This is a genomic window from Streptomyces sp. NPDC032472 (assembly GCF_040636955.1).
Classification (GTDB): domain Bacteria; phylum Actinomycetota; class Actinomycetes; order Streptomycetales; family Streptomycetaceae; genus Streptomyces.
On sequence record NZ_JBEZVK010000089.1, the window covers coordinates 1 to 20,908 of the forward strand.

16 protein-coding genes and 1 pseudogene are annotated in these 20,908 nt (G+C 74.2%); 10 read left to right on the plus strand and 7 right to left on the minus strand.

All coding sequences use genetic code 11. The features are described from left to right. From AB0F11_RS33615 to AB0F11_RS33625, 3 genes and pseudogenes are all read right to left on the minus strand, one after another. A pseudogene (locus tag AB0F11_RS33615) lies at positions 1–204 on the minus strand (hypothetical protein); the annotation flags it as partial. 65 nt (positions 205–269) lie between these two features. Beyond that, positions 270–824: a hypothetical protein gene (locus AB0F11_RS33620; protein WP_362182144.1), complete on the minus strand. Its 555-nt coding sequence runs from the start codon at positions 822–824 to the stop codon at positions 270–272. Between the two features lie 130 nt (positions 825–954). Next, positions 955–1,644 (minus strand): alpha/beta hydrolase, encoded by a 690-nt coding sequence (locus AB0F11_RS33625; RefSeq protein WP_362182148.1) that lies wholly within the window; start codon positions 1,642–1,644, stop codon positions 955–957. Positions 1,645–1,875: 231 nt separating this feature from the next. On the opposite strand from AB0F11_RS33625, the gene AB0F11_RS33630 reads away from it, so the two are divergent. Beyond that, positions 1,876–3,558 (plus strand): carboxylesterase family protein, encoded by a 1,683-nt coding sequence (locus AB0F11_RS33630; protein WP_362182151.1) that lies wholly within the window; start codon positions 1,876–1,878, stop codon positions 3,556–3,558. Between the two features lie 26 nt (positions 3,559–3,584). Here AB0F11_RS33630 and AB0F11_RS33635 read toward each other — a convergent pair whose 3' ends face one another. From AB0F11_RS33635 to AB0F11_RS33645, 3 genes are all read right to left on the minus strand, one after another. Further along, positions 3,585–4,598: a TolB-like translocation protein gene (locus AB0F11_RS33635; protein ID WP_362182154.1), complete on the minus strand. Its 1,014-nt coding sequence runs from the start codon at positions 4,596–4,598 to the stop codon at positions 3,585–3,587. Further along, positions 4,595–5,968 carry an MFS transporter gene (locus AB0F11_RS33640; protein WP_362182190.1) on the minus strand — a complete coding sequence of 458 codons (1,374 nt, stop codon included), beginning with the start codon at positions 5,966–5,968 and terminating at the stop codon, positions 4,595–4,597. Before AB0F11_RS33640 ends, AB0F11_RS33635 begins: the two co-directional genes overlap by 4 nt. A 179-nt stretch (positions 5,969–6,147) precedes the next feature. Beyond that, complete coding sequence (locus AB0F11_RS33645) at positions 6,148–7,065, minus strand: glycosyltransferase family A protein (RefSeq protein ID WP_362182157.1); 918 nt, start codon at positions 7,063–7,065, stop codon at positions 6,148–6,150. Positions 7,066–7,497: 432 nt separating this feature from the next. Between AB0F11_RS33645 and AB0F11_RS33650 the strand changes: the two genes are divergently transcribed. From AB0F11_RS33650 to AB0F11_RS33680, 7 genes are all read left to right on the plus strand, one after another. Then, complete coding sequence (locus AB0F11_RS33650; protein WP_362182160.1) at positions 7,498–8,610, plus strand: Gfo/Idh/MocA family oxidoreductase; 1,113 nt, start codon at positions 7,498–7,500, stop codon at positions 8,608–8,610. 103 nt (positions 8,611–8,713) lie between these two features. Then, entirely contained in the window at positions 8,714–9,706 is a 993-nt protein-coding gene (locus AB0F11_RS33655; protein WP_362182163.1) for an NAD-dependent epimerase/dehydratase family protein, read from the plus strand. Continuing rightward, positions 9,703–10,887, plus strand: coding sequence for a DegT/DnrJ/EryC1/StrS family aminotransferase (locus AB0F11_RS33660; protein ID WP_362182166.1), 1,185 nt, complete (start codon positions 9,703–9,705; stop codon positions 10,885–10,887). Before AB0F11_RS33655 ends, AB0F11_RS33660 begins: the two co-directional genes overlap by 4 nt. Continuing rightward, on the plus strand, positions 10,884–11,690 hold the full coding sequence (locus tag AB0F11_RS33665; protein ID WP_362182169.1) for an acetyltransferase: 807 nt from the start codon (positions 10,884–10,886) through the stop codon (positions 11,688–11,690). Before AB0F11_RS33660 ends, AB0F11_RS33665 begins: the two co-directional genes overlap by 4 nt. Further along, the gene (locus AB0F11_RS33670; RefSeq protein WP_362182172.1) at positions 11,687–12,802 is read left to right on the plus strand and encodes a DegT/DnrJ/EryC1/StrS family aminotransferase; all 1,116 of its coding nucleotides are present in this window, start codon (positions 11,687–11,689) and stop codon (positions 12,800–12,802) included. The genes AB0F11_RS33665 and AB0F11_RS33670 overlap by 4 nt, the downstream gene beginning before the upstream one ends. A gap of 23 nt (positions 12,803–12,825) precedes the next feature. Beyond that, positions 12,826–16,125 carry a DUF4082 domain-containing protein gene (locus AB0F11_RS33675; RefSeq protein ID WP_362182175.1) on the plus strand — a complete coding sequence of 1,100 codons (3,300 nt, stop codon included), beginning with the start codon at positions 12,826–12,828 and terminating at the stop codon, positions 16,123–16,125. Continuing rightward, the gene (locus AB0F11_RS33680; RefSeq protein WP_362182178.1) at positions 16,122–17,168 is read left to right on the plus strand and encodes a glycosyltransferase; all 1,047 of its coding nucleotides are present in this window, start codon (positions 16,122–16,124) and stop codon (positions 17,166–17,168) included. Before AB0F11_RS33675 ends, AB0F11_RS33680 begins: the two co-directional genes overlap by 4 nt. 59 nt (positions 17,169–17,227) lie before the next feature. Here the strand turns inward: AB0F11_RS33680 and AB0F11_RS33685 are convergent, their stop codons facing one another. Beyond that, a complete protein-coding gene (locus AB0F11_RS33685; RefSeq protein WP_362182181.1) occupies positions 17,228–17,929 on the minus strand; it encodes a hypothetical protein in 702 nt (233 codons plus the stop codon). Positions 17,930–18,021: 92 nt separating this feature from the next. On the opposite strand from AB0F11_RS33685, the gene AB0F11_RS33690 reads away from it, so the two are divergent. Together AB0F11_RS33690 and AB0F11_RS33695 are read left to right on the plus strand one after the other, a co-directional pair. Further along, complete coding sequence (locus tag AB0F11_RS33690) at positions 18,022–20,043, plus strand: O-antigen ligase family protein (RefSeq protein ID WP_362182184.1); 2,022 nt, start codon at positions 18,022–18,024, stop codon at positions 20,041–20,043. Then, on the plus strand, positions 20,004–20,908 hold a 905-nt coding region (locus tag AB0F11_RS33695; RefSeq protein WP_362182187.1), incomplete at its 3' end, for a glycosyltransferase family 2 protein. The genes AB0F11_RS33690 and AB0F11_RS33695, both read left to right, overlap by 40 nt.

The following is a 20,908-nucleotide window of genomic DNA, read 5'->3' on the forward strand; positions in this document are numbered from 1 at the left end:
GGTCTGGGCGCGGCCGGGGCTGTAGGTGTAGTCGAGGCGGGCCTCGGCGACGATGCCGGTGACGGGGTCGGCGAAGACCGCGTCCAGCAGTGCTTCGTAGGCCGCCGGGCTCCCGCCGTCCCCGGCGATGAGCTCCTCGGCCGCTGCGGCCACGTCCGCCGGCGCCGTCAGCGGAGCCGGCATGCCCTCCCCGTCCCGTCCCACCCGTCCCACCCGTTTCCCGTCCCCGGCCGCCCGACCGGCGGCGCGCGAGGATAGCAAGCAGGCCGTCAGCCGGGACCCCGCAGGTGCATCCTGCGCTCGGGCGAGTCACAGCCGTTGCCGCACTTCGTACCGTCGTCGAGCCAGGTGAAGCTGACGGTAGGGCCGGGGGAGCGCCCGCCACCGTCCCCCGAAAAGGCCAGCAGCACACGGCCCTTGCCGTACCGGACCCGCACGCTGCCGTAGCCTCCGGCCGGGCCGCCCGAGAGCCGGTAGTCCTTCGACAGGGCCGCCCCCACCGTGTCCGGGACCCCCTCCACGGCGCCGGGCCTTCCGCCGTCGACGGTCCACGTGAGCTGGCCGTCCTGAAGCCGCCACCGGCCGGAGTCCGTCTCCGTGCCGTCGGCCTGGATGCGCCACGTGCCCTGGGGCAGTACGTACAGCAGCCGCCGGCCGCCGTGTGCGTCCTCGACCTGCCACAGGCCAAGCAGCCAGGCCGCCGGCGCATGGTCCCCGATGTCGGCGAAGCCGAGGCTCTCCGGCGCGCCCTCCTCGCCGCACGCGGCCGCCGCCGGGGCGAGCGCACCGAGCGCCAGGCAACGCAGCACACTGCGACGCGGCACACTGCGACGCGGCACACTGCGACGCGGCACGCCGTGACGCCCGGACCCGCCTGAACCGCCCCGTGCCCCCATGCCTCTTCCTCCCCCTGTCGGCAGGACTCTGTAGATCCCGGCCCGCGACATCGAGGCCTCAACGACCGTACGCGGGCACGGGGAACGGAGCCAGGCCGAACATCGCCGCCGCGAAGGCCGCGGTCAGGCGGTGCCAGTCGCGCGCGGTGCGGAGCATGGCGTGGCCGCCGTGCGGCATGGCGATACCGAGGACACGGGCACCGGCAGCGTCGGCCCGCGCGAGGTAGGACCAGGTGTCGACGGCCCGGGTGACCCGGTCCGCCTCGTCGTGCAGGGCGATGACGCGCCGGCCCCGCAGATGGCCGACCGGCACGCCCGGCGGGCACCACGGGGCGAGCGCGACCACCCCCTGGACGTACGGATCGCCGGCGGCGGCCAGCGCCGCGCGGGCCCCCGCGGAGTGGCCGACCAGCACCACGGGAAGCGGGCCGACGAGTTCGCGGAGCTCCCGCAGGGCCCGGCGGGCGTCATGGACCGGGTCCGCCAGGTCGGTGTGCCGGCCCCGGTGGCGGTAGCGGACACGGCCGACGAGGACGCGCTCGCGGTGCGTGGCGCGCAGGACCGCCGCCGCGAACGGACGCATGCGCAGCGAGGGCAGAACGGTCCCGGGCGAAGGCTCCACGGACCACCCGCAGCACCGCCCGGGCAGCAGCAGGACGGCGCCGTGCTCGGCGATGCCGCCGAGGACGTCGAGGGCGGGCCGGTCGGCCGAGCCGCCGCCCGCCACGGCGGGCCTGTGGTGATCCACTGCATACCTCCGCCGCTCGACTCGCCGCGCACAGACGGCAGTTCCTCTGTTCCTTCGGAGTCGTGGCACCACCGGATGGGTCGGGCCCGGCGCCGCGGCACTTGATCAACTGACCCGCGGATCGTTGCCGCTGGCCGCCTCCCCTGCGCAGGCTCGGGGTCGGCCGCCCGCCACCCGCCGATCAACCCCCCAAGAAATCCGCCGAGCCACCCACCGAGAGAAGGGGACCGCATGTCCACCCCCGCCCTGCCGTCCCGCCGTACGCTGCTGACCGGCGCCGCAGCGGCCGTGGCCGTCGCCGCGACCGCGGGAGCACCGGCCGCCGGAGCCGCAACCAGAACGGCAACCAGAGCCGCATCGGCAACCGGCGACGGGAGCCGCCCCGTCGCCCGTACCACCGCCGGCCTGGTCGCCGGCACCACCGAGGGCCGGACCGCCGTGTTCCGCGGGGTCCCGTACGCCGCACCGCCCGTCGGCCCGCTGCGCTTCGCCTCCCCCCGCCCGCCCCGCCCCTGGCGCGGCGTCCGCGAGGCGACCGCCTTCTCCAGCCCCTCCTACCAGTCCGTCCTGCCCGGCAGCAGCGAGGACTCCCTCTACGCGAACATCTGGACCCCCGACACCGCCGGCTCCCGGCCGGTCCTCGTCTACGTCCACGGCGGCGGCTGGTTCCTCGGCGCCGGCAGCGAGGAGGTGTACGACGGGCAGCGCCTCGCCGACCGGGGCGACCTGGTCGTCATCACCTTCAACTACCGGCTCGGCGCCCTGGGCTGGGGCTCGCACCCCGACCTCGCCGACCCCGAGACCGGCCACCACGCCAACTGGGGCCTCCAGGACCAGGCCGCCCTCCTGCACTGGGTCAGGGCCAACGCCCGCGCCTTCGGCGGCGACCCCGACAACATCACCCTCGCCGGCACCTCCGCCGGCGGCTCCAGCACCTGGCAGCTGGCCCTGCTGCCCGAACTGCGCCCGGTGGTCCGCCGGATCGTGCCGATCAGCGCCGCCCACGTATGGACGCCCGCGATGGCCCTCACCCCCGAGGACTCCGTCAGTGCGTACGAACGCCTCGCCGCGGCCCTCGGCACCACCGTCGCGGGACTGCGCCACGCCGATGCGGCCCGCCTGAAGTCCGCCTGGGAGCAGTTCTTCGCGGGCCGCCCGGAGCAGCGGGCCCTGGGCAGCGGGCGCACCTACCGCGGCCCGGTCGTCGACGGGCACTGGATGCGGGGCTACGACCACGAACTGTCCACGCCACGGGTGCCGGTCCTCTCCGTCCACACCGCGACCGAGGGCTCCTTCTTCACCGGCCCCGCCTCCCCGTCCCCCTCCCCGGCCCCGACGAACGAGGAGCAGCTGCACGCCGCCGTCCGGGCCTGCCTGCTCAGGGGCGCGCCCGAGGTGTCCGACGACCTGGTGGCCCGGTGCGTGGCCGACTACCGCAGCGCCGCTCTCGACGAAGCGCTGCCCGCCGACCCGCTCTCCCTGTGGACCGAGGTGTGGGGCGACAGCCTGTTTCGCCGGCCCGTGGTCCGCCTTGCGGAACGGCACGCCCGCACCGGCACCTCCCCCGTGTACGTGACGGAGTTCGCCCACCCGGTCCACGCCCCGCACTTCGGGACCCCGCACGAGGCCACGTCCAGGTTCCTGTTCGGCACCCACCGGCTGCCGAGCCAGGCGCCGGTCTTCGGCGACACCGACCTCGAGCGGACCGTCTCGGACACCTTCATCGACCTGGTCGCCTCCTTCGCCCGTACCGGGGTGCCGTCCACGGGCCGGACCTCCGCCCTGCCCGCCTTCGCCCCCGGCCGCCCCACCGCCCTGATCCTCGGAGGACCCGAGGTGACCCGCCTGTCCGAGCTGCCCAAGCAGCGCCAGCTCCGCTTCTGGGACGAATCGGGCTGGGGCCCGGGCATGTGAGCCGCGCGCTGACCGGCCCGCCGCGGTCAGCCGAGCCGGGTCGGGGACGAGGCCGCAGGGGTCAGCAGGCGCGCCTCGCCCGACCCGTCGGCGGGGACGGTCCACAGGTCGCTGGTGTCCGGCGCGCCGTCGGCGGGCAGGGCGTAGGCCAGGGTGCGGTCGTCGAGCCAGAGGGCCTGGTCGTCCACGCTGCGCTTCTCCGCGAGCGGCTGCTCGCGCAGCGTCCGCAGGTCCAGCACGTGCTCGCGCCACAGCGAAGCACCCCGGGCCACCCGCTTCTTGTACGCCACCCGCGTCTCGTCCGGCGACAGCGACGGGCACTCCACGTTCCGGGCGAGGGCGGTGACGCTGCGCCGCGCGATCGAGCCCTTGACCAGGTAGGTCTGGCCGGCCGTGCCCAGGGTGGCGTAGAAGGTGTCGTCGTCCTTGGAGAAGGTGACGCCCCAGAAGTTCACGTCCCCCGAGGTGTACGGCCGGCCGTCCAGCTCGATGGAGAACTTCTCCAGATCCGGTTCCAGGGTCCAGGTACGGGTGTCCACGATCGCGGTGCGGGTGGAGAAGAACGCGGCGCCGTACGACTCCCCGTTGACGAAGACGGTCCAGGCGGCGAAGTGGCCGCTGGGGGAGACCCTGGCCCGGGAAGGCGTGCCGGCCAGCGGGAAGCTGTGCAGCGTCCGCAGCCCGGAGTCGACGATCCGGGCCTGGTTGTCCTGGGCGAGCGCGCCCGGCCGGGAGTCCAGGCAGACCCCGATGCCGGCGGATGCGTGGAAGCGCCGACAGGACAGGTCCGAGGCGGCGCGCTCCCCCTGCGGGGTCCGGCCCGGGACGGAGACGAGGGCGCCGCGGTGCGGGCCCGGTGCGCCGTTGAGGAACAGCAGCCCGTCCTTGCGGTCGAGGGTGACCCGCCCCTGGGCGACCGTCGGATCGCCCTCCCGGGTCTGCTCGGCGCGGGCGGCGGCCCGCAGCACCATCGTCGTGCCGAGGCCCCCGAGGAGCAGCACGGCCAGTGCGAGGATCAGCAGTCGGCGGTTGCGCGTCATCGGTGTCCTCGGGGGCGTCGGGGAGGTCGGGGCAGGCGGCCTGCGTCCGGGTCGGGTGCGGGATCCAGGTCGGCGTCGGCGTCAGGGGCGTCCGCGGGGGCCGCCGGACGGAGGACGAAGCCGGCGACGGCCGCGCAGCAGCACAGGCCGGCCGCGGCCGCGGCGAGTGCCGGAGCGGCACCCCACACCGTCCACGCGGTCCCGAAGGCCAGCGAGCAGCCGAAGCGGGCGAGCGCCTGGCCGGTGCCGACGAGCGCGAGGCCGGTTCCCCGCAGCCGCGCGGGCACGGTCGCGGCGACGGCGGCGGGCAGGACCCCGTCGGTGGCGGCGTAGAACATGCCGTGCAGCGCGAGGACGAGGTACGGGAGCACGGGCCAGCGCGGGGCCCACAGCAGCAGCCCGTACCCCGCGAGCAGGAGGGCGTGGCCGGTCAGGAACACGGTGCGGCGCCCGACCCGGTCGGCGAGCGCCCCGGTCGGCACGGCCAGCAGCAGGAACACCGCGGCGGTGCCGAGCGGCAGCAGCGGGAACCACTGCTCGGCGATGCCGGTCCGCTCCTGGAGCAGCAGGTACAGGAAGGCGTCGCTGACGGTGGTCAGGCCCAGCAGGGCGGCGCATACGGCCAGGGCGCGCAGCCGGGGCAGCCGCAACAGGCCCGCGGCCGCCCGCAGGTTGACCGCCTCCGGCCGGCCCGGCGCGGGCCCGGCAGCGGGTACGGCGACGGCCGCGCCGGACGGAACGAACAGCACGAGCACCACGACCCCGAGCACGGCGACGCAGGTGCTGACGCCGAAGACGGCGTCGTAGCCGCCCACTGCCGCGTTCAGGATGAAGAAGGCGGCGAGCGGTCCGAGCAGGGCCCCGGTGGTGTCCATGGCCCGGTGCGCACCGAAGGCGCGGCCCTGTAACGCCGCAGGTGCGGACAGGGATATCAGCGCGTCGCGCGGGGCGGTGCGCAGGCCCTTGCCGGTGCGCTCCAGGGCGAGGACCAGGCCGATCGAGCCGAGGCCGTGCGCGAGGAGCAGCAGCGGTTTGCACAGCGCGGACAGGCCGTAGCCGATCCCGGCGATCAGCTTGTGGTTGCGGACCCGGTCGGCGAGGTGCCCGCCGGTCAACTGCACCAGCGAGCTGACCCCGTTGTAGACCCCGTCGAGCGCGCCGAAGCCGAGCGGGCTCAGGCCCAGCCCCGCCACCAGGTACAGCGGCAGGACCGCGGTGACCATCTCGGAGGAGACGTCGGTGATCAGGCTGACCGTCCCCAGCGCCAGGACGGCGGGGGCGACGGCGCGGCGCCGGCCGGGCGCGGGGCCCCCGTTCGGCGGCGGTGGCGTCTTCGCGCCGGCGGGCGCGGAGCGGTCCGCGAGGTACATGCGCTGGAGCTCCCGGGTGCAGACGACGGACGGGGTTCGATCACTCGCACGTGCGAGGGGCACCCTAATGGTTGTACGGGCCACCCGGGTGGCATACGGCCTGATCGGCCCAGGCCGGCCCGGCCCGACGCAGCCCAGCCCGGCCGGGCTCAGCCCTCGCCCCGCCACCGCCCGCGGGCTCAGCGCTGCCGGCTGCTCTCGTCGCGCAGCCAGGTGGAGAAGTCCCCGCTGCGGATGGCCCTGCGGGATCCCCGCCGAGCGGCCAGCGCCGCCGCGACGAACACCAGCACGCCGGGAAGCAGCCGCGGTTGGGCCCGGAGCAGGGCCCGCAGGTCTCCCGTCCCGGTGCGCGCGGACGGGGCAGCGGCCGCGCCCTCCCCGGAGGACGGTTGCGAGGTCTGCGGGGCCTGCGCGGCCTGGTACCGCTCCAGCTCGGCGGACGAGGTCGCCGCCCGCACCTTCCGCCGGATCAGGTCGCCCCAGGTCCGCGGCGGGTGCACCACCACCCGGGCCGCCTCCACCACCTGCCGTTCGCCCGGCCCGAAGGCCAGCGACGCGGCGAGGTCGTCGGCCATCAGCGGGGGCAGGGCGGCGATCCGCGCGTGCCCCGGCTCGGTCACCGCGATCACCCCCCGCCCGAACAGGCCCTCGCGGACGGCCGGCAGCCGCTGCCAGACCCGGTAGTACGCCCGGACCGGCCAGGCGCAGCCCACCAGCGGGATGTCGCGGCCGGGGGCCGCCGCGAGCAGCCCCCGGCCGGCGGCGAGCGCGCCGGCCAGGGCCTTGACGTCGGCCGCCCCGAGCTCGACGTCGGCGTCCACGTACAGCCGGGGGAAGCCCCGGGCGTGCTCGTCGCCGACGCGCAGTGCCGTGTGCTTGGACGGGGTCGGGATCTCCACCACCCGCACCCGGGGGCCGCGCGCGCCCGCCACCGCCGCGGTGTCGTCCGTACAGCCGTTGCAGACGACGACGATGTCAGGTCCGGCCGCCGCCGGGGCACCGGCACCGGCATCGGTATCGGGGTCGGCCAGGAGCGCGTCGAGGAGACGGCCGATGACCCGGCCCTCGTTGTGGGCCGGTATCACGATGCTGGTCACCCCGGAAGTATGCACGCTCGAACGCCGGTACAGACCGTTTCCGTCAACTCTCCACGGGCGTAGGCGCGGTGGTCTAGATTGAACGCAGCCGACCGGATTCGGCGTGCCCGTACGGCACCGGAATCCAACGGGAGCAGGGCAGTTGGGGTAGGAACGGGTTCGGCGGCGTGGGGGAAACAGGCCGCCTGCCCGTGGCCGGACCGGTGCGAGGGGCGCCGGCACGGCCGGGGGGCGGAAGTACGTGCAACACGTGGGGCATCGGCCGTGGGGGGCCACCACCGCCCGGCGGAGGACGACCGGCGCGCAGGCGCCCGGACCGCCGCCGTCGGCGGCACAGCCTTCCCCGGCGTTTCCTGCGCACTTCCTTCGCACGCGTCCCGGCCACGGGTTGTCGACACGCCCCCGGGCGTGCCCGGAAGGAAGGGAAACGCTGTGAAGGACACCGCGAAGGACGCTGCGAAGGACGCCGGGCGGAGCGCCGGAGCCGCAGGGCCGGCGCCGGTCGAGCCGTTAGGCGTGGCCGTCGTCGGAGCGGGCTACTGGGGCCCCAACCTCGTCCGCAACTTCCAGGCCAGTGCGGAGTTCCGGCTCCGCTGGCTCGTCGACCTGAACGTGGACCGCGCCCGGCAGGTCCTCGGCCGGTACTCCACGGTCCAGGCCACCTCCGACTACGAGGCCGTCCTCGCCGACCCGGCCGTCCGGGCGGTCGCCGTGGCCACCCCCGCCGGCACCCACCTCGACGTCGCCCTGGCCGCCCTGCGCGCCGGAAAGCACGTCCTGGTGGAGAAGCCGCTCGCCGCCACCTACGAGGACGGCCTCCGGCTGGTCACCGAGGCCGAGGAGCGCGGCCTGACCCTCATGTGCGACCACACCTACTGCTACACCCCCGCCGTCTCCCGGATCCGTGAGCTGGTCCGCTCCGGCGAGCTCGGCGACGTCCAGTTCTTCGACTCGGTCCGGATCAACCTTGGCCTGGTCCAGAAGGACATCGACGTCCTGTGGGACCTGGCCCCGCACGACCTCTCGGTACTCGACTTCATCCTCCCCGAGCACGTACGGCCCGTCGCCGTCGCCGCGCACGGGGCGGACCCGATCGGCGCCGGCCAGTCCTGCGTCGCCTATCTGACCCTCCAGCTCAGCACCGGCGCCATCGCCCACGTCCACGTCAACTGGCTCTCCCCGGTCAAGGTCCGCACGACCATGGTCGGCGGCTCCAAGCGCACCCTGGTCTGGGACGACCTCAACCCCGCCCAGCGCATCGCCCTCTTCGACCGCGGGGTGGACCTGACGGCCCCGCAGGAGATCGGCGAGGACGAGCGCCGCGACATGCTCGTCTCCTACCGGACCGGCGACATGGTGGCACCCGCGCTGGGCGAGAAGGAGGCCCTGCGCAGCATGGTCGAGGAGTTCGCCGCCGCGATCAGGAGCGGGCGGCCCCCGCTCACCGACGGCCGGGCCGGCCTGCAGGTACTCGACATCCTGGAAGCCGCCTCCCGGAGCCTGGAGTTCCGCGGCGCCGTCGTAGGACTGCGCACCGGGCGCTGACCGCCACGGCACCACAGCACCCGGCACCACAGCACCCGGCACACGGCAAACCGAACCACCGCATCACACCGCACGACATGACCGAACCAGTGGGGGCAAGGCGTTGAGCAGCGTACGAGGCAAGAGGATCCTGGTCACCGGAGGGGCGGGCACCATCGGCTCGCACGTGGTGGACCTGCTGGTGGACAACGGGGCGCGCGAGGTCGTCGTCCTCGACAACTTCGTCCGGGGCAGGACCGCCAACCTGGCCCGCGCCCTGCCGAGCGGCGTCGTGGACGTCGTCGAGGGGGACATCCGCGACGCGGCCGCCGTGCGCAAGGCGACCGAGGGCACCGACCTGGTGTTCCACCTGGCCGCCATCCGGATCACCCAGTGCGCGGAGGAGCCGCGGCTGGCCAACGAGGTCATGGTCGACGGCACGTTCAACGTGCTGGAGGCCGCGGCGGCCGCCGGAGTCGGCAAGGTGATCGCCTCGTCCTCGGCCTCGGTGTACGGGCTCGCGGAGTCCTTCCCGACCACCGAGCGCCACCACCCGTACAACAACGACACCTTCTACGGCGCGGCCAAGGCCTTCAACGAGGGCATGCTGCGCAGCTTCCACGCCATGTACGGCCTGGACTACGTGGCCCTGCGCTACTTCAACGTGTACGGCCCCCGGATGGACATCCACGGGCTGTACACCGAGGTGCTGATCCGCTGGATGGAGCGGATCGCCGCGGGCGAGCCGCCGCTGATCCTGGGCGACGGCACCCAGACCATGGACTTCGTCCACGTCCGCGACATCGCCCGGGCCAACCTGCTGGCCGCCGAATCGGACCTGACCGACGAGGTGTTCAACGTCGCGAGCGGCACCGAGACCAGCCTGCTCGAACTGGCCGTCGGGCTGCTGGAGGCCATGGGCGCGGACGGCATGGCCCCGGTGCACGGCCCGGCCCGGTCCGTGAACGGTGTCACCCGCCGCCTCGCGGACACCTCGCAGGCCGCGCAGCGGCTCGGCTTCACCGCCGGCATCGACCTGCGCACCGGACTGCGGGACCTGGTGGAGTGGTGGCGGGCCGAGCGCGCCGCCGACGCGGCCGGGGAGGCCGGCCGATGAGCGCCCCCGACGCCGAGGGTACCCGTGAGACCCCGAGCGACGCCCCGCCCGCCCGCATCCCCGTCATGATCCCCTGGCTCGGCGAGGAGGAGGCCCGGGCCGCCGCCGACGCGGTGCTCTCGGGCTGGGTGGCCCAGGGCCCGCGCGTCGCGGAGTTCGAGCGGGCCTTCGCCGAGCGGGTCGGCGCCGAGCACGGCATCGCCGTCAGCTCCTGCACCACCGCCCTGCACCTGGCGCTGATCGCGCTCGACCTCGGCCCCGGCGACGAGGTGGTCGTGCCCTCCCTCTCGTTCATCGCCACCGCCAACGCGGTGCGCTACCTGGGCGCCCGCCCGGTCTTCGCGGACGTCGAGGAGGCCACCGGGAACCTCACCCCGGCCACCGTCGACGCCGTGCGCACCCCGCGCACCAAGGCGGTCCTCGCCGTCCACCAGGGCGGGGTGCCGGCCGACGTGCACGCCCTGCGCGCGGCCTGCGCCGAGTGGGGCGTGGCCCTGCTGGAGGACGCGGCCTGCGGCATCGGCGCCACCGTCGGCGGCAAGTCCGTCGGCCACGGAGCCCTGCTCGCCGCCTGGTCCTTCCACCCCCGCAAGGTGATCACCACCGGCGAGGGCGGCATGGTCACCACGGACGACGCGCAGTGGGCGGAGCGCCTGCGCCGGCTGCGCGAGCACGGCATGAACGTGTCCGCGGCACAGCGGCACGCCAGCAGCAAGCCCATCGCCGAGAGCTACCTCGAGGTCGGCTACAACTACCGGATGACCGACATCCAGGCCGCGGTCGGACTCGTACAACTGCGCAAGCTGGACGAGATCGTGGCCCGCCGGCGGAGGCTTGCGGCCCGGTACGCGCAGGCGCTGGCCGGTCTCCCCGGCCTGCGCCCGGTCCGCGACCCCGGGTACGGCGAGGGCAACTTCCAGTCGTACTGGGTCCTGCTCGCCGAGGACTTCCCCGTGGGCCGGGACGAGCTCCTCGCCGCCCTCGCCGAGGCCGGGATCTCGGCCCGGCGCGGCATCATGGCCGCCCACCTGGAACCGGCGTACGCCGGCCACGGCGCGGCCCCGCTGCCGGTCACCGAGCGGATCACCCGCAACTCGCTGATCCTGCCGCTGTTCCACTCCATGACCGAGGAGCAGCAGGACCGGGTCGTGGGAGTGCTGCGCGAACAGGCGGCCGGATGACCGCGGTGGGCGCCGGGGACCCGCCCGGGACGGGCACCGAGCCCCTGCTGATCGTCGGCGCGGGCGGCTTCGCCCGTGAGACCGCCCAGGCCGTACGGGCCGCGGCCGCCGCTGACCTGGCACTCGGCCGCGCCCCGCGCCGCCGGGTCGCCGGCCACCTGGACGACGACCCGGCCCTGCACGGCAAGGAGGTCGACGGAGTGCCCGTCCTGGGCGGCTCGGACCTGGTGCACGAGCTGCCCGAGGCCGCGGTGGTGGTCTGCGTCGGCAGCCCGCGCGACTACGCCGTACGGGCCCGCCTGGTGCGGCGCCTCGGGCTGCCCGCGAGCCGCTACGCGACGGTGGTCCACCCCACCGCCGCGGTCTCGGCGTCCTCGGTGCTCGGCCCGGGATCGGTCCTGCTGGCGCACTGCGCCCTGACCGCGGCCGTACGGGTCGGGGCGCACGTGGCGGTGATGCCGCACACCGTCCTCACCCACGACGACACCGTCGCCGACTTCGCGACGCTCGCCTCCGGGGTCCGCCTCGGCGGCGGCGTCCGGGTGGAGCGGGGCGCGTACGTCGGCGCGGGCGCCCTGGTCCGGGAGTACACCACGGTCGGCGCCTGGTCGCTGACCGGGATGGGCAGCACGGTCCTGGCCGACGTGCCGCCCGGCGAGGTGTGGGCCGGCAGCCCCGCCCGCCGGCTGCGCGCGGCGGGCCGCCCCGCCCTGGAGGAACTGCGCGCCGGGGAACCGGTCGAGTTGGGCAAGGAGACGGCCGACGCAAGGCCGCAGACACGCAAGGGGAGCACAGCCGGATGAACCAGATACCGCTCGTCGACCTGAAGGCGGCGCACGCCGAGGTCGCGGAGGAAGTACGGGCCGGATTCGAGCGCGTGCTGGCGGGCACCGCCTTCATCGGCGGCGAGGAGGTCCGCGCCTTCGAGCGCGAGTACGCCGCCTTCGCCGGGGTCGGGCACTGCGTGGGCGTGGCCAACGGCACCGACGCCCTCGAACTCGCCCTGCGCGCCACCGGCGTGGGCATCGGGGACGAGGTGGTGCTGCCCGCCAACACCTTCATCGCCACCGCCGGCGCGGTCGCCCGCATCGGGGCCCGCCCGGTCCTGGTCGACTGCCTCCCCGACACCCTGCTGATCGACCTGCAGGCCGCGCTCGACGCCGTCGGCCCCGGCACCCGCGCCGTGGTCCCGGTCCACCTGTACGGGCAGTGCGCCCCCGCGGCCGAGCTGGCCGCCCAGCTCCCCGCGCAGGCCAGAGTCGTCGAGGACGCCGCCCAGAGCCAGGGAGCGAGCCGGGGCGGCCGCACCCCCGGCAGCGGCACCATCGCCGCGACCAGCTTCTACCCGGGCAAGAACCTGGGCGCGTACGGAGACGCGGGCGCCGTCGTCACCGACGACGAGGACACCGCCCACCTCGTCCGCGCGCTCGCCAACCACGGCGGCACCGCCAAGTACCAGCACGACACCGCCGGCTTCAACAGCCGCCTGGACGGCCTCCAGGCCGTGGTGCTCCGCGCCAAGCTGGCCCGGCTCGCCGACGGCAACGCCGCCCGCCGCGCCGCCGCCGCCCGCTACGACGAGCTGCTCGGCGGCCTCGCGGCCGCCGGACGCCTCACCCTGCCCGCCACCGCCGAGGGCAACGTCCACGTCTGGCACCTGTACGTCGTACGGGTCCACGACGCGGACCGCGACGCCGTCGTCGGCAAGCTCAACGCGGAGGGGATCGGCGCCGGCGTGCACTACCCGGCCCCGGTCCACCTCACCGCCGCCTTCCGCCACCTCGGCCACGGCCGAGGCGACTTCCCCCACGCCGAGCGGGCCGCGGACGGGATGCTCTCGCTCCCGCTCTTCCCGCAGATCACCGCTGCCCAGCAGCAGCGGGTCGTGGACGCGCTCACCGACGCCCTGCGCTGACACAGCACAGACAAGAGGTACAGATGAACAGACGGACAAGGTTGCTCAGGTACGGCCTCTTCACCGTGATCGCGGCGCTGATGGCCACGGTCCTCCCTCCGGCCGCGGTCGCCGGCGCGGCGGACCCCTGCGGTCCCGGCATGAACGCGGTCGTCTGCGAGAACTCCAAGCCGGGCACACCGATGTCCGACTGGTTCGCGCCCAGCGCCTACGGCGACATCAAGGGCTTCAGCGCCCAGATGAGCGTCCAGGCGGGCGACACCGTGCAGTTCAAGATCCAGTCGCCGACCCCGTACCACGTCTCGGTCTACCGGCTGGGCTACTACGGGGGCAACGGGGCCCGCCTGATGTCGACCGCGGCGCAGACGGCCCAGACCTACCCGGCGAACTTCCTGCCGGGCGGCAACCCGCGCTCCTGCACCACCAAGGCCGCCACCGGCCTGGTGGACTGCGGCAACTGGCCCGTCACCTCGACGTGGACCGTGCCCGCCGACGCCGTCTCCGGCGTGTACATCGCCAACTTCGACCAGGCCGACGGCAACGGCGTCATGCCCTACCCCTTCGTCGTCCGCAACGACTCCAGCCACTCCGACATCGTCGTGCAGACCAGCGACCAGACCTGGCAGGCGTACAACAACTACGGCGGCCAGGACCTCTACGACGGCGGCGGACCCGCCCCCGACGGCCGCGCCTACGAGGTCAGCTACAACCGGCCCATGGACATCGGCGGCGAGAACGGCATCTACGGCTCCGAGTTCCAGATGCTGTCCTGGCTGGAACGCAACGGCTACGACGTCAGCTACATCTCCGGAATCGACATGTCGACCCGCGGCGCGACCCAGCTGCAGAACCACAAGGTCTTCATGTCCTCCGGGCACGACGAGTACTGGACCCAGGAGCAGTTCACCAACGCCCTGAACGCCCGCAAGGCAGGCGTCCACCAGACGTACTTCAGCGGCAACGAGATCTTCTGGAAGACCCGCCTCGCCCCGAGCATCGACGGCGCCAACACCGCCAACCGGACCCTGGTCTGCTACAAGGAGACCAAGCTGTCCTTCCCCCAGCCCAACGGCATCCCCGACCCCAGCGGCACCTGGACCGGCACCTTCATGGACCCGGCCAGCTCCACCAACGGTCGGCCCTACCAGCCGCAGAACCAGCTCACCGGCACCCTGTTCAGCGTCAACGGCTACCGCAGCGACGCCATCACCGTCCCCGGCCAGTTCGCCAAGATGCGGCTGTGGCGCAACACCAGCGTCGCGAGCCTGACCCCGTCCCAGACCGCCACCTTCCCGACCGGCACCCTCGGCTACGAATGGGACAGCGACGTCGAGGACGCGGCCCGCCCGCCCGGCCAGATCCAGCTGTCCTCCACCACCGTGGACATCAACGACGGCAAGCTGCGCCTGGACTACGGCAACACCTACGGCAACGGCACCGCCACCCACAGCCTGGTCGCCTTCCGCGACCAGACCTCGCACGCCCTGGTCTTCGGCACCGCCACCGTCCAGTGGTCCTGGGGCCTGACCAACATGCCCACCGGCGACCCCGACACCACGGTGGTCACCGAGGACAAGCGGATGCAGCAGGCCACGGTGAACGTCTTCGCCGACATGGGCGTCCAGCCCAAGTCCCTGCAGACCAACCTGGTCGCGGCGACCGCGTCCACCGACACCACCGGCCCGGCCGTCACCGTCACCAACCCGGCGGCGAACGCCACCGTGCCGGCGCTGCGCCCCGTGACCATCACCGGCACCGCCACCGACAGCGGCGGCGGCGTGGTGGCCCGCGTCGAGGTCTCCACCGACGGCGGGACCACCTGGAAGGCGGCCACGGGCGTGGGCTCCTGGAGCTACAAGTGGACCCCGACCACGCCCGGGTCCGCGCAGATCAAGGTTCGCGCGGTGGACGACAGCGTCAACATCGGCGCCACCACCACCGTGCCGCTGACCGTGGGGCCCCAGCAGTGCCCCTGCACCGTCTGGCCGGCCGCGGCCGTGCCCGGCACCGTCAACGCCGGCGACGGCAGCGCCGTCGAACTCGGCGTGAAGATCCGCTCCTCGGTCCCCGGCTCGATCACCGGCGTCCGCTTCTACAAGTCCCCGGCGAACACCGGCACCCACACGGGCAGCCTGTGGAGCAGCACCGGCCAGCGCCTGGCCACGGGCACCTTCACCAACGAGACCGCGTCCGGCTGGCAGCAGCTGAACTTTTCCTCTCCGGTCCCGGTCAAGGCCAACACCACGTACATCGCCTCCTACTTCGCCCCCAAGGGCGGGTACTCCTTCGACAACACCTTCGCCTCGGCCGACGCGGGCCTCGCCCCGCTGACCGCCCTGCGCAGCGGCACCGACGGCGGCAACGGCGTCTACCGCTACAGCGCGACCGGCGGGTTCCCGTCCACGGCCGCGAACGGCAGCAACTACTGGGTCGACGCCGTCCTGGACACCGCCACCGCCAGCACCACCCCGCCCACGGTCACGGCCACCACCCCGCAGTCCGCGGCGATCGGCACCGCGATCACGGCGGAGGTCAAGGCCACCTTCAACGAGGGCATCGACGCCGACACCCTGGCCTTCACCCTGAAGGACCCGGCCGGTGCGACCGTCCCGGGCAGCAAGGTCCTCGGCGCCGCGAACAGCGCCACCTTCACCCCGTCCACCGAACTCGCGCTGAACACCACGTACACGGCCTCGGTCCAGGCCTCCGACCTGTGGGGCAACGCCATGGCCGCCCCGGTCACCTGGAACTTCACCACCAGTACGAGCCCGCCCGCGGTGAACTGCCCCTGCACCCTGTGGGGCGCCACCGCCGAGCCGGCCACCGCGAGCGTCACCGACGACACCAACTCCGTCGAACTGGGCACCCGCTTCCAGTCCGCCGTCAACGGCTACGTCAGCGGCATCACCTTCTACAAGGGCGCGGGGAACACCGGGACCCACACCGGCAGCCTGTGGAAGGCCGACGGCACCCTGCTGGCCACCGGCACCTTCGGCAGCGAGACCCTCTCCGGCTGGCAGCAGCTCCACTTCGCCACACCCGTGCCCGTCACCGCCGGCACCACCTACGTCGCCTCCTACCACGCCCCGGGCGGCAAGTACGCGGTCGACGGCGGCTACTTCACCGCGGCCCACCGCTCCTACCCGCTGGTCGCCCCGGCCGATGCTCCCGGCAGCGGCAACGGCCTCTACACATACGGCGCGTCCGCCGCCTTCCCCACCCACACCTACGGCTCGGTCAACTACTGGGTCGGCCCGGTCTTCACCACCACCGCCCCGGCCTCCCTCGCGGCGGACGGATCCACGGAGGTGACCGGCCAGTGAGCACCGTCAGCGTCGTGATCCCCTGCTACAAGTACGGCCACTTCCTGGCCGACTGCGTCCGCAGCGTCCTGGACGAGCAGCAGGGCGTCGACGTCCGCGTCCTGATCATCGACGACGCCTCCCCCGACGACTCGGCGGACGTGGCCCGCGGTCTCGCGGCCGCCGACCCGCGGATCGAGGTGCACGTCCACGAGCGCAACCGGGGCCACATCGCCACCTACAACGAAGGCCTGCTGGAGTGGGCCGACGGGGACTACGTCGCCCTGCTGTCGGCCGACGACCGGCTGGTCCCCGGTGCCCTGGTGCGCGCCGCCGCCCTGCTCGACGCCCACCCCGAGGCCGGCTTCGCCTACGGCAGGCCGCTGCGGTTCCGGCACGGCGGACCGCTCCCCGCGGCCCGCACCCGCAGTACCGGATCCGTGGTCTACCCCGGGCACTGGTGGCTGGAGCGGCGCTTCCGCGAGGGCACCGGGTGCATCACCTCGCCCGAGGTGGTCGTCCGCACCAGCCTCCAGCGCAAGGTCGGGGGCTACGACCCCGAACTCCCGCACGCCGGCGACATCGAGATGTGGATGCGGCTCGCGGCGCACGCCGACGTCGGCTACGTCCGCGGGGCCGACCAGGCCTTCTACCGCGTCCACGGCAACAACATGTCCACCACCGACTTCGGCGGACAGCTCGACGACCTGCGCCAGCGCCTCGTCGCCTTCGACGCCGTCCTGGACAAGTGCGGCGACCTGCTGCCGGACAAGGACCGGCTGTCGGTCGCGGCCCGCACCCGGCTCGCCCGGTACGCGCTGCGCCGGGCCTACCGCGCCTACGACCGGGGCCGCACCGCCGTGGTACCGGTCGAGGAGCTGGAGGCGTTCGCCGCCGAGTGCCTGCCGGGCTACACCTCGCTCGGCGAGTACCGGGCGCTGCGGCTGCGCCGGCGGATCGGGGCCCGCACGATGCCGTACCTCCAGCCGCTGGTGCTCTCGGCCGTCGCCGACCGGGGCCGCGAGTGGCTGTGGTGGCAGTCCTGGAAGCGCCGAGGGATTTGATGAACCATCAGCACCACCGCCCCCTCCGCGGGGCAGCCCCGCAGCGCCGGCCCGCTTCCTCAGCGGGCCGGCGCACCCACCGGCACCCGGCCCCCGGGCGGGTCCTGCACCGGGGCCCCGGAACCGGTGTCGGCGTCCTCGCGCCGGCGCCGGTTCCGGCGCGTCAGCAGGCGGTCGGTCCACAGGGCGCCGGCCACCCCGCACACCGCGGCCAGCAGTGCCGCCCCGGCCAGCCCGCGGCTCTTGGTGCCGGTCTGCTCCACCGGCGTCGGCGGCACCAGCACGGACACGCTCATCCGGGCCGCCTCCGGGATCTGCTGCCCGGCCTGCAGGTCCGCGACGTGCCTGGTGTACACCTCGGCGATCGTCTTCACGGCCCGGTCGGCCGCGGCCGGGTCGCCGTGCTCGGCCTGCACCTGGAGCGAGGGGATCAGATAGCGGGGGGTGACGCTGGTGCCGCTGTTGCGGGGGATCAGCCGGTACGTGCCCCGCACCCCGGCGGCGCGCAGTTCGGCCGCCCCGGCCGGCGCCTCCAGCTGCTGCACCGCCGCATAGGAGACGGCGGCCAGCGGCGGCTGGAGGTTGGCGAGCTGGTTCGGGTGGGCGCCGGTCACCGGCGGCTTGACCACCACGATCGCCGAGCTCACGTAGGTGGGTTCGGGGCGGAGCACCTGTACGGCCCCGGCGGCCGCGAGGACGGCCGCGACCACGAGGACGTACCAGCGGCGGCGCAGCGTGCGGAACAACTCACCAGGCGACACAGGATTCCTTCCGTCGCGCTCGATCCTTCCAGGACCCGCGGCGGCCCGCCATCGGTTCCGGTAGCTCGCTCCCGGCCGCGCGGGGGGCGCCCGTGAGCATCGGCGAGATCGTCGCGGTGCTCCGGCGCCGCTGGTACGTGATGGTCTCCCTGACCCTCCTCGGCCTCCTCGCGGGCCTGCACCTGTACCGGTCGGTGCCCGTGGAGTACCAGTCCCAGAGCTCGGTGGCCCTGCTGGACTCCGCGGCCGTGGCCGAGCTGGCCCCCGCCTTCGGCAACCCCATCTCCAACGCGGGCGGTTCGCTGGTCGTGACCGCGGACGTGCTGATCAGGACCCTGTCGGGCGCCGACGCCGCGCGGGACCTGCAGGGGCTCGGCGTGACCGACCCGTACACGGTCGGCTTCGCCGCGAACACCTCGGGCCCGATGCTGACCCTGACCGTCACCGGCCCGGACCGGGCCAAGGTGCTCAAGGAGACCAACACCCTCACCACGTTCGCGGGGGAGCAGCTCAACGCGCTGCAGGCCGCCTCCAAGGTGGAGCCCGCCTACTTCGTGCAGACCGCGCCCGTCGTGCTGCCGCAGACCCCCAAGCCGCAGCTGAAGAGCCGCTACCAACAGGTGCTGGCCGTGGTCATCGCCGGTTTCACCGCCGGATTCGTGCTCTCCTTCGTGACCGAGACCCTGGCGGCGTTCCGCCGCCGACGCCGCGAGGCCACCGCCGCGGCGGCCGCGGCCGGGCAGCAGCCGAGGAAGCGGCGCCTGCGCCGCCGGCCCCGCACCCGGCAGCTGGACGCCGCCGCGGTCCTCACCGGCTACCTGGCCCTGGCCTTCTTCATCCCCTCGAACCTGACCCTGCCCGGGCTGGGCGGGGTCGGCACCCCCGCCAACGTGTGGGCGCTGCTGGGCCTGTTCTGGTACCTGGCCACCTGGATGACCGGCCGCGTCCGGCCCGCCCCCGGCACCCGGCTGCCCCGCGTCGTGATGTGGCTCCTCGCCGTGTCCGTACTGGCCTCGTACCTGGCCAACGCGGTCCGCGGCAGCTCCCACAAGGAGGTCCTCGGGGCCGACCGCGGCCTGATCGGCCTGCTCGTGTGGGTGTCGCTCGTGGTGCTCGTGACCGCCGGCATCCAGGACCGCGCCCGCCTCGACGTACTGCTGCGCCGGGCCGTCGTGATGGCTGCGATCGTCGCGGCCATCGGCTACTACGACTTCTTCACCGCCAGCAACATCGCCGAACACATCGACATCCCCGGCCTCCAGTCGAGCGTCGCGAAGATCACCACCCTGGACCGCGGGGCGTTCACCCGGCCCCGCTCCACCACGGCGCAGCCCCTGGAGTTCGGCGGCATGCTCGCCCTGCTCCTGCCCTTCGCCGTGCAGCAGGCCTTCGACCCGGTCCGCGCCCACCTGCGCGCCTGGCGCCGCTGGGGACCGGTGGTGCTGATGGGAGGCGCCCTGCCGCTGACGGTCTCGCGGACCTCCATCATCGGCGCGCTCATCGTGGTGCTGGTGATGGTGCCGCGCTGGAAGCCGCAGCGCCGCTGGACCGCGATCGGCCTGCTGCTCGGCTCGGTCGCCTGCTTCAAGGTCCTCGTACCCGGGCTGATCGGCACCATCACCACGCTGTTCGGGTCGTTCCTGTCCAACTCCGACAGCAGCACCCAGGCCCGCACCGTCAAGTACACCGCGATCGTGCCCTACCTCGAGGAGCGCCCGCTGTTCGGGCGGGGCCTGGGCACCTTCACCCCCGACCTGTACTTCTTCACCGACAACCAGTACATGCTGACCCTGGCCGAGATGGGCCTGCTGGGCCTCGCCGCCCTCCTGGCGCTGTTCCTCACCGGGATCCACCAGGGCGGCGCCGTCCGCCGCCTCGCCACCCGCGAGTCCGACCGCGAGCTCGGCCAGGCCTACTTCGCCTCGGCCCTCGTCGCCCTGGTCAGCAGCGCCACCTTCGACGCCCTCAGCTTCCCGATGTTCGCCGGGATGTTCTTCCTGACGATCGCCGCCGGGGGCAGCCACCTCGGCTTCCTCCGGCGTGCCACGCCGCAGCCCCCAACCACGGAGCCCGCATGTCCTCCCGCCACCCCGTCCCGGGTCCCGGTCCCGTAGCCGTCCTCGTCGTCACCTGGAACAGCGCCTGGGTGCTCCCCGAGTTCCTGGCCTCCCTGCCCGAGGGCATGGCCGGCCTCGACTGGCACCTGGTCGTCGCCGACAACGACTCCGCCGACGGCACCGTCGACCTCGTCCGGTCGCTGGCCCCCGACGCCACGGTCGTCCAGACCGGCCGCAACGCCGGCTACGCGGCCGGAGTCAACGCCGCCCTCGACGCCGCCACCGCCCGGTACGGCAACCTCCGGGCCGCCCTGGTCTGCAACCCGGACGTCCGCATGCGGCGCGGCTGCGCCCGGCTCCTCGTCGACGCGCTCGACGCCCCGCTGTCCGGCGGCCGCCGCGTCGGGATCAGCGTCCCGCTGCTGTACGAGGAGGACGGCACGCTCCAGCACTCGCTGCGCCGCGAATCCCGGGTGACGCGCGCCCTCGGCGAGGCGGTGATCGGCAACCGGCGGGCGGGCCGCTTCCCGCGGTGGAGCGAGCTGGTGACCGACCCGTCGGCGTACGCGCGGGCGACCGTCACCGACTGGGCGACCGGGGCGCTGATGGCCCTCTCCCGTGACTGCCTGGACGCCTGCGGCGCCTGGGACGAATCCTTCTTCCTGTACTCGGAGGAGACCGAGTACTGCCTGCGGGCCCGCGACCGCGGCTTCGCCACCCGGCTCGAACCCGAGGCCTCGGCCGTCCACCTCGGCGGGGACTCGCAGGTCTCCCCGCGTCTGTGGACGCTGCTCACCCTCAACCGGGTGCGGCTCTACGGCCGCCGGCACGGGGCCGCGGCCACCGCCGCCTTCCGCGCGGCCGTCCTGTTGCGCGAGACCTCCCGCGCGGCGCTGGGCCGGCCGGCCAACCGGGCCGCGGC

What these genes read in the sequence shown, in the direction of transcription:
- AB0F11_RS33675 (WP_362182175.1), top strand. Translation starts at nt 12,826, where the DNA reads ATGAACAGACGGACAAGGTTGCTCAGGTACGGCCTCTTCACCGTGATC.
- AB0F11_RS33630 (WP_362182151.1), top strand. Translation starts at nt 1,876, where the DNA reads ATGTCCACCCCCGCCCTGCCGTCCCGCCGTACGCTGCTGACCGGCGCC.
- AB0F11_RS33635 (WP_362182154.1), bottom strand. Translation starts at nt 4,598, where the DNA reads ATGACGCGCAACCGCCGACTGCTGATCCTCGCACTGGCCGTGCTGCTC.
- AB0F11_RS33640 (WP_362182190.1), bottom strand. Translation starts at nt 5,968, where the DNA reads ATGTACCTCGCGGACCGCTCCGCGCCCGCCGGCGCGAAGACGCCACCG.
- AB0F11_RS33660 (WP_362182166.1), top strand. Translation starts at nt 9,703, where the DNA reads ATGAGCGCCCCCGACGCCGAGGGTACCCGTGAGACCCCGAGCGACGCC.
- AB0F11_RS33670 (WP_362182172.1), top strand. Translation starts at nt 11,687, where the DNA reads ATGAACCAGATACCGCTCGTCGACCTGAAGGCGGCGCACGCCGAGGTC.
- AB0F11_RS33665 (WP_362182169.1), top strand. Translation starts at nt 10,884, where the DNA reads ATGACCGCGGTGGGCGCCGGGGACCCGCCCGGGACGGGCACCGAGCCC.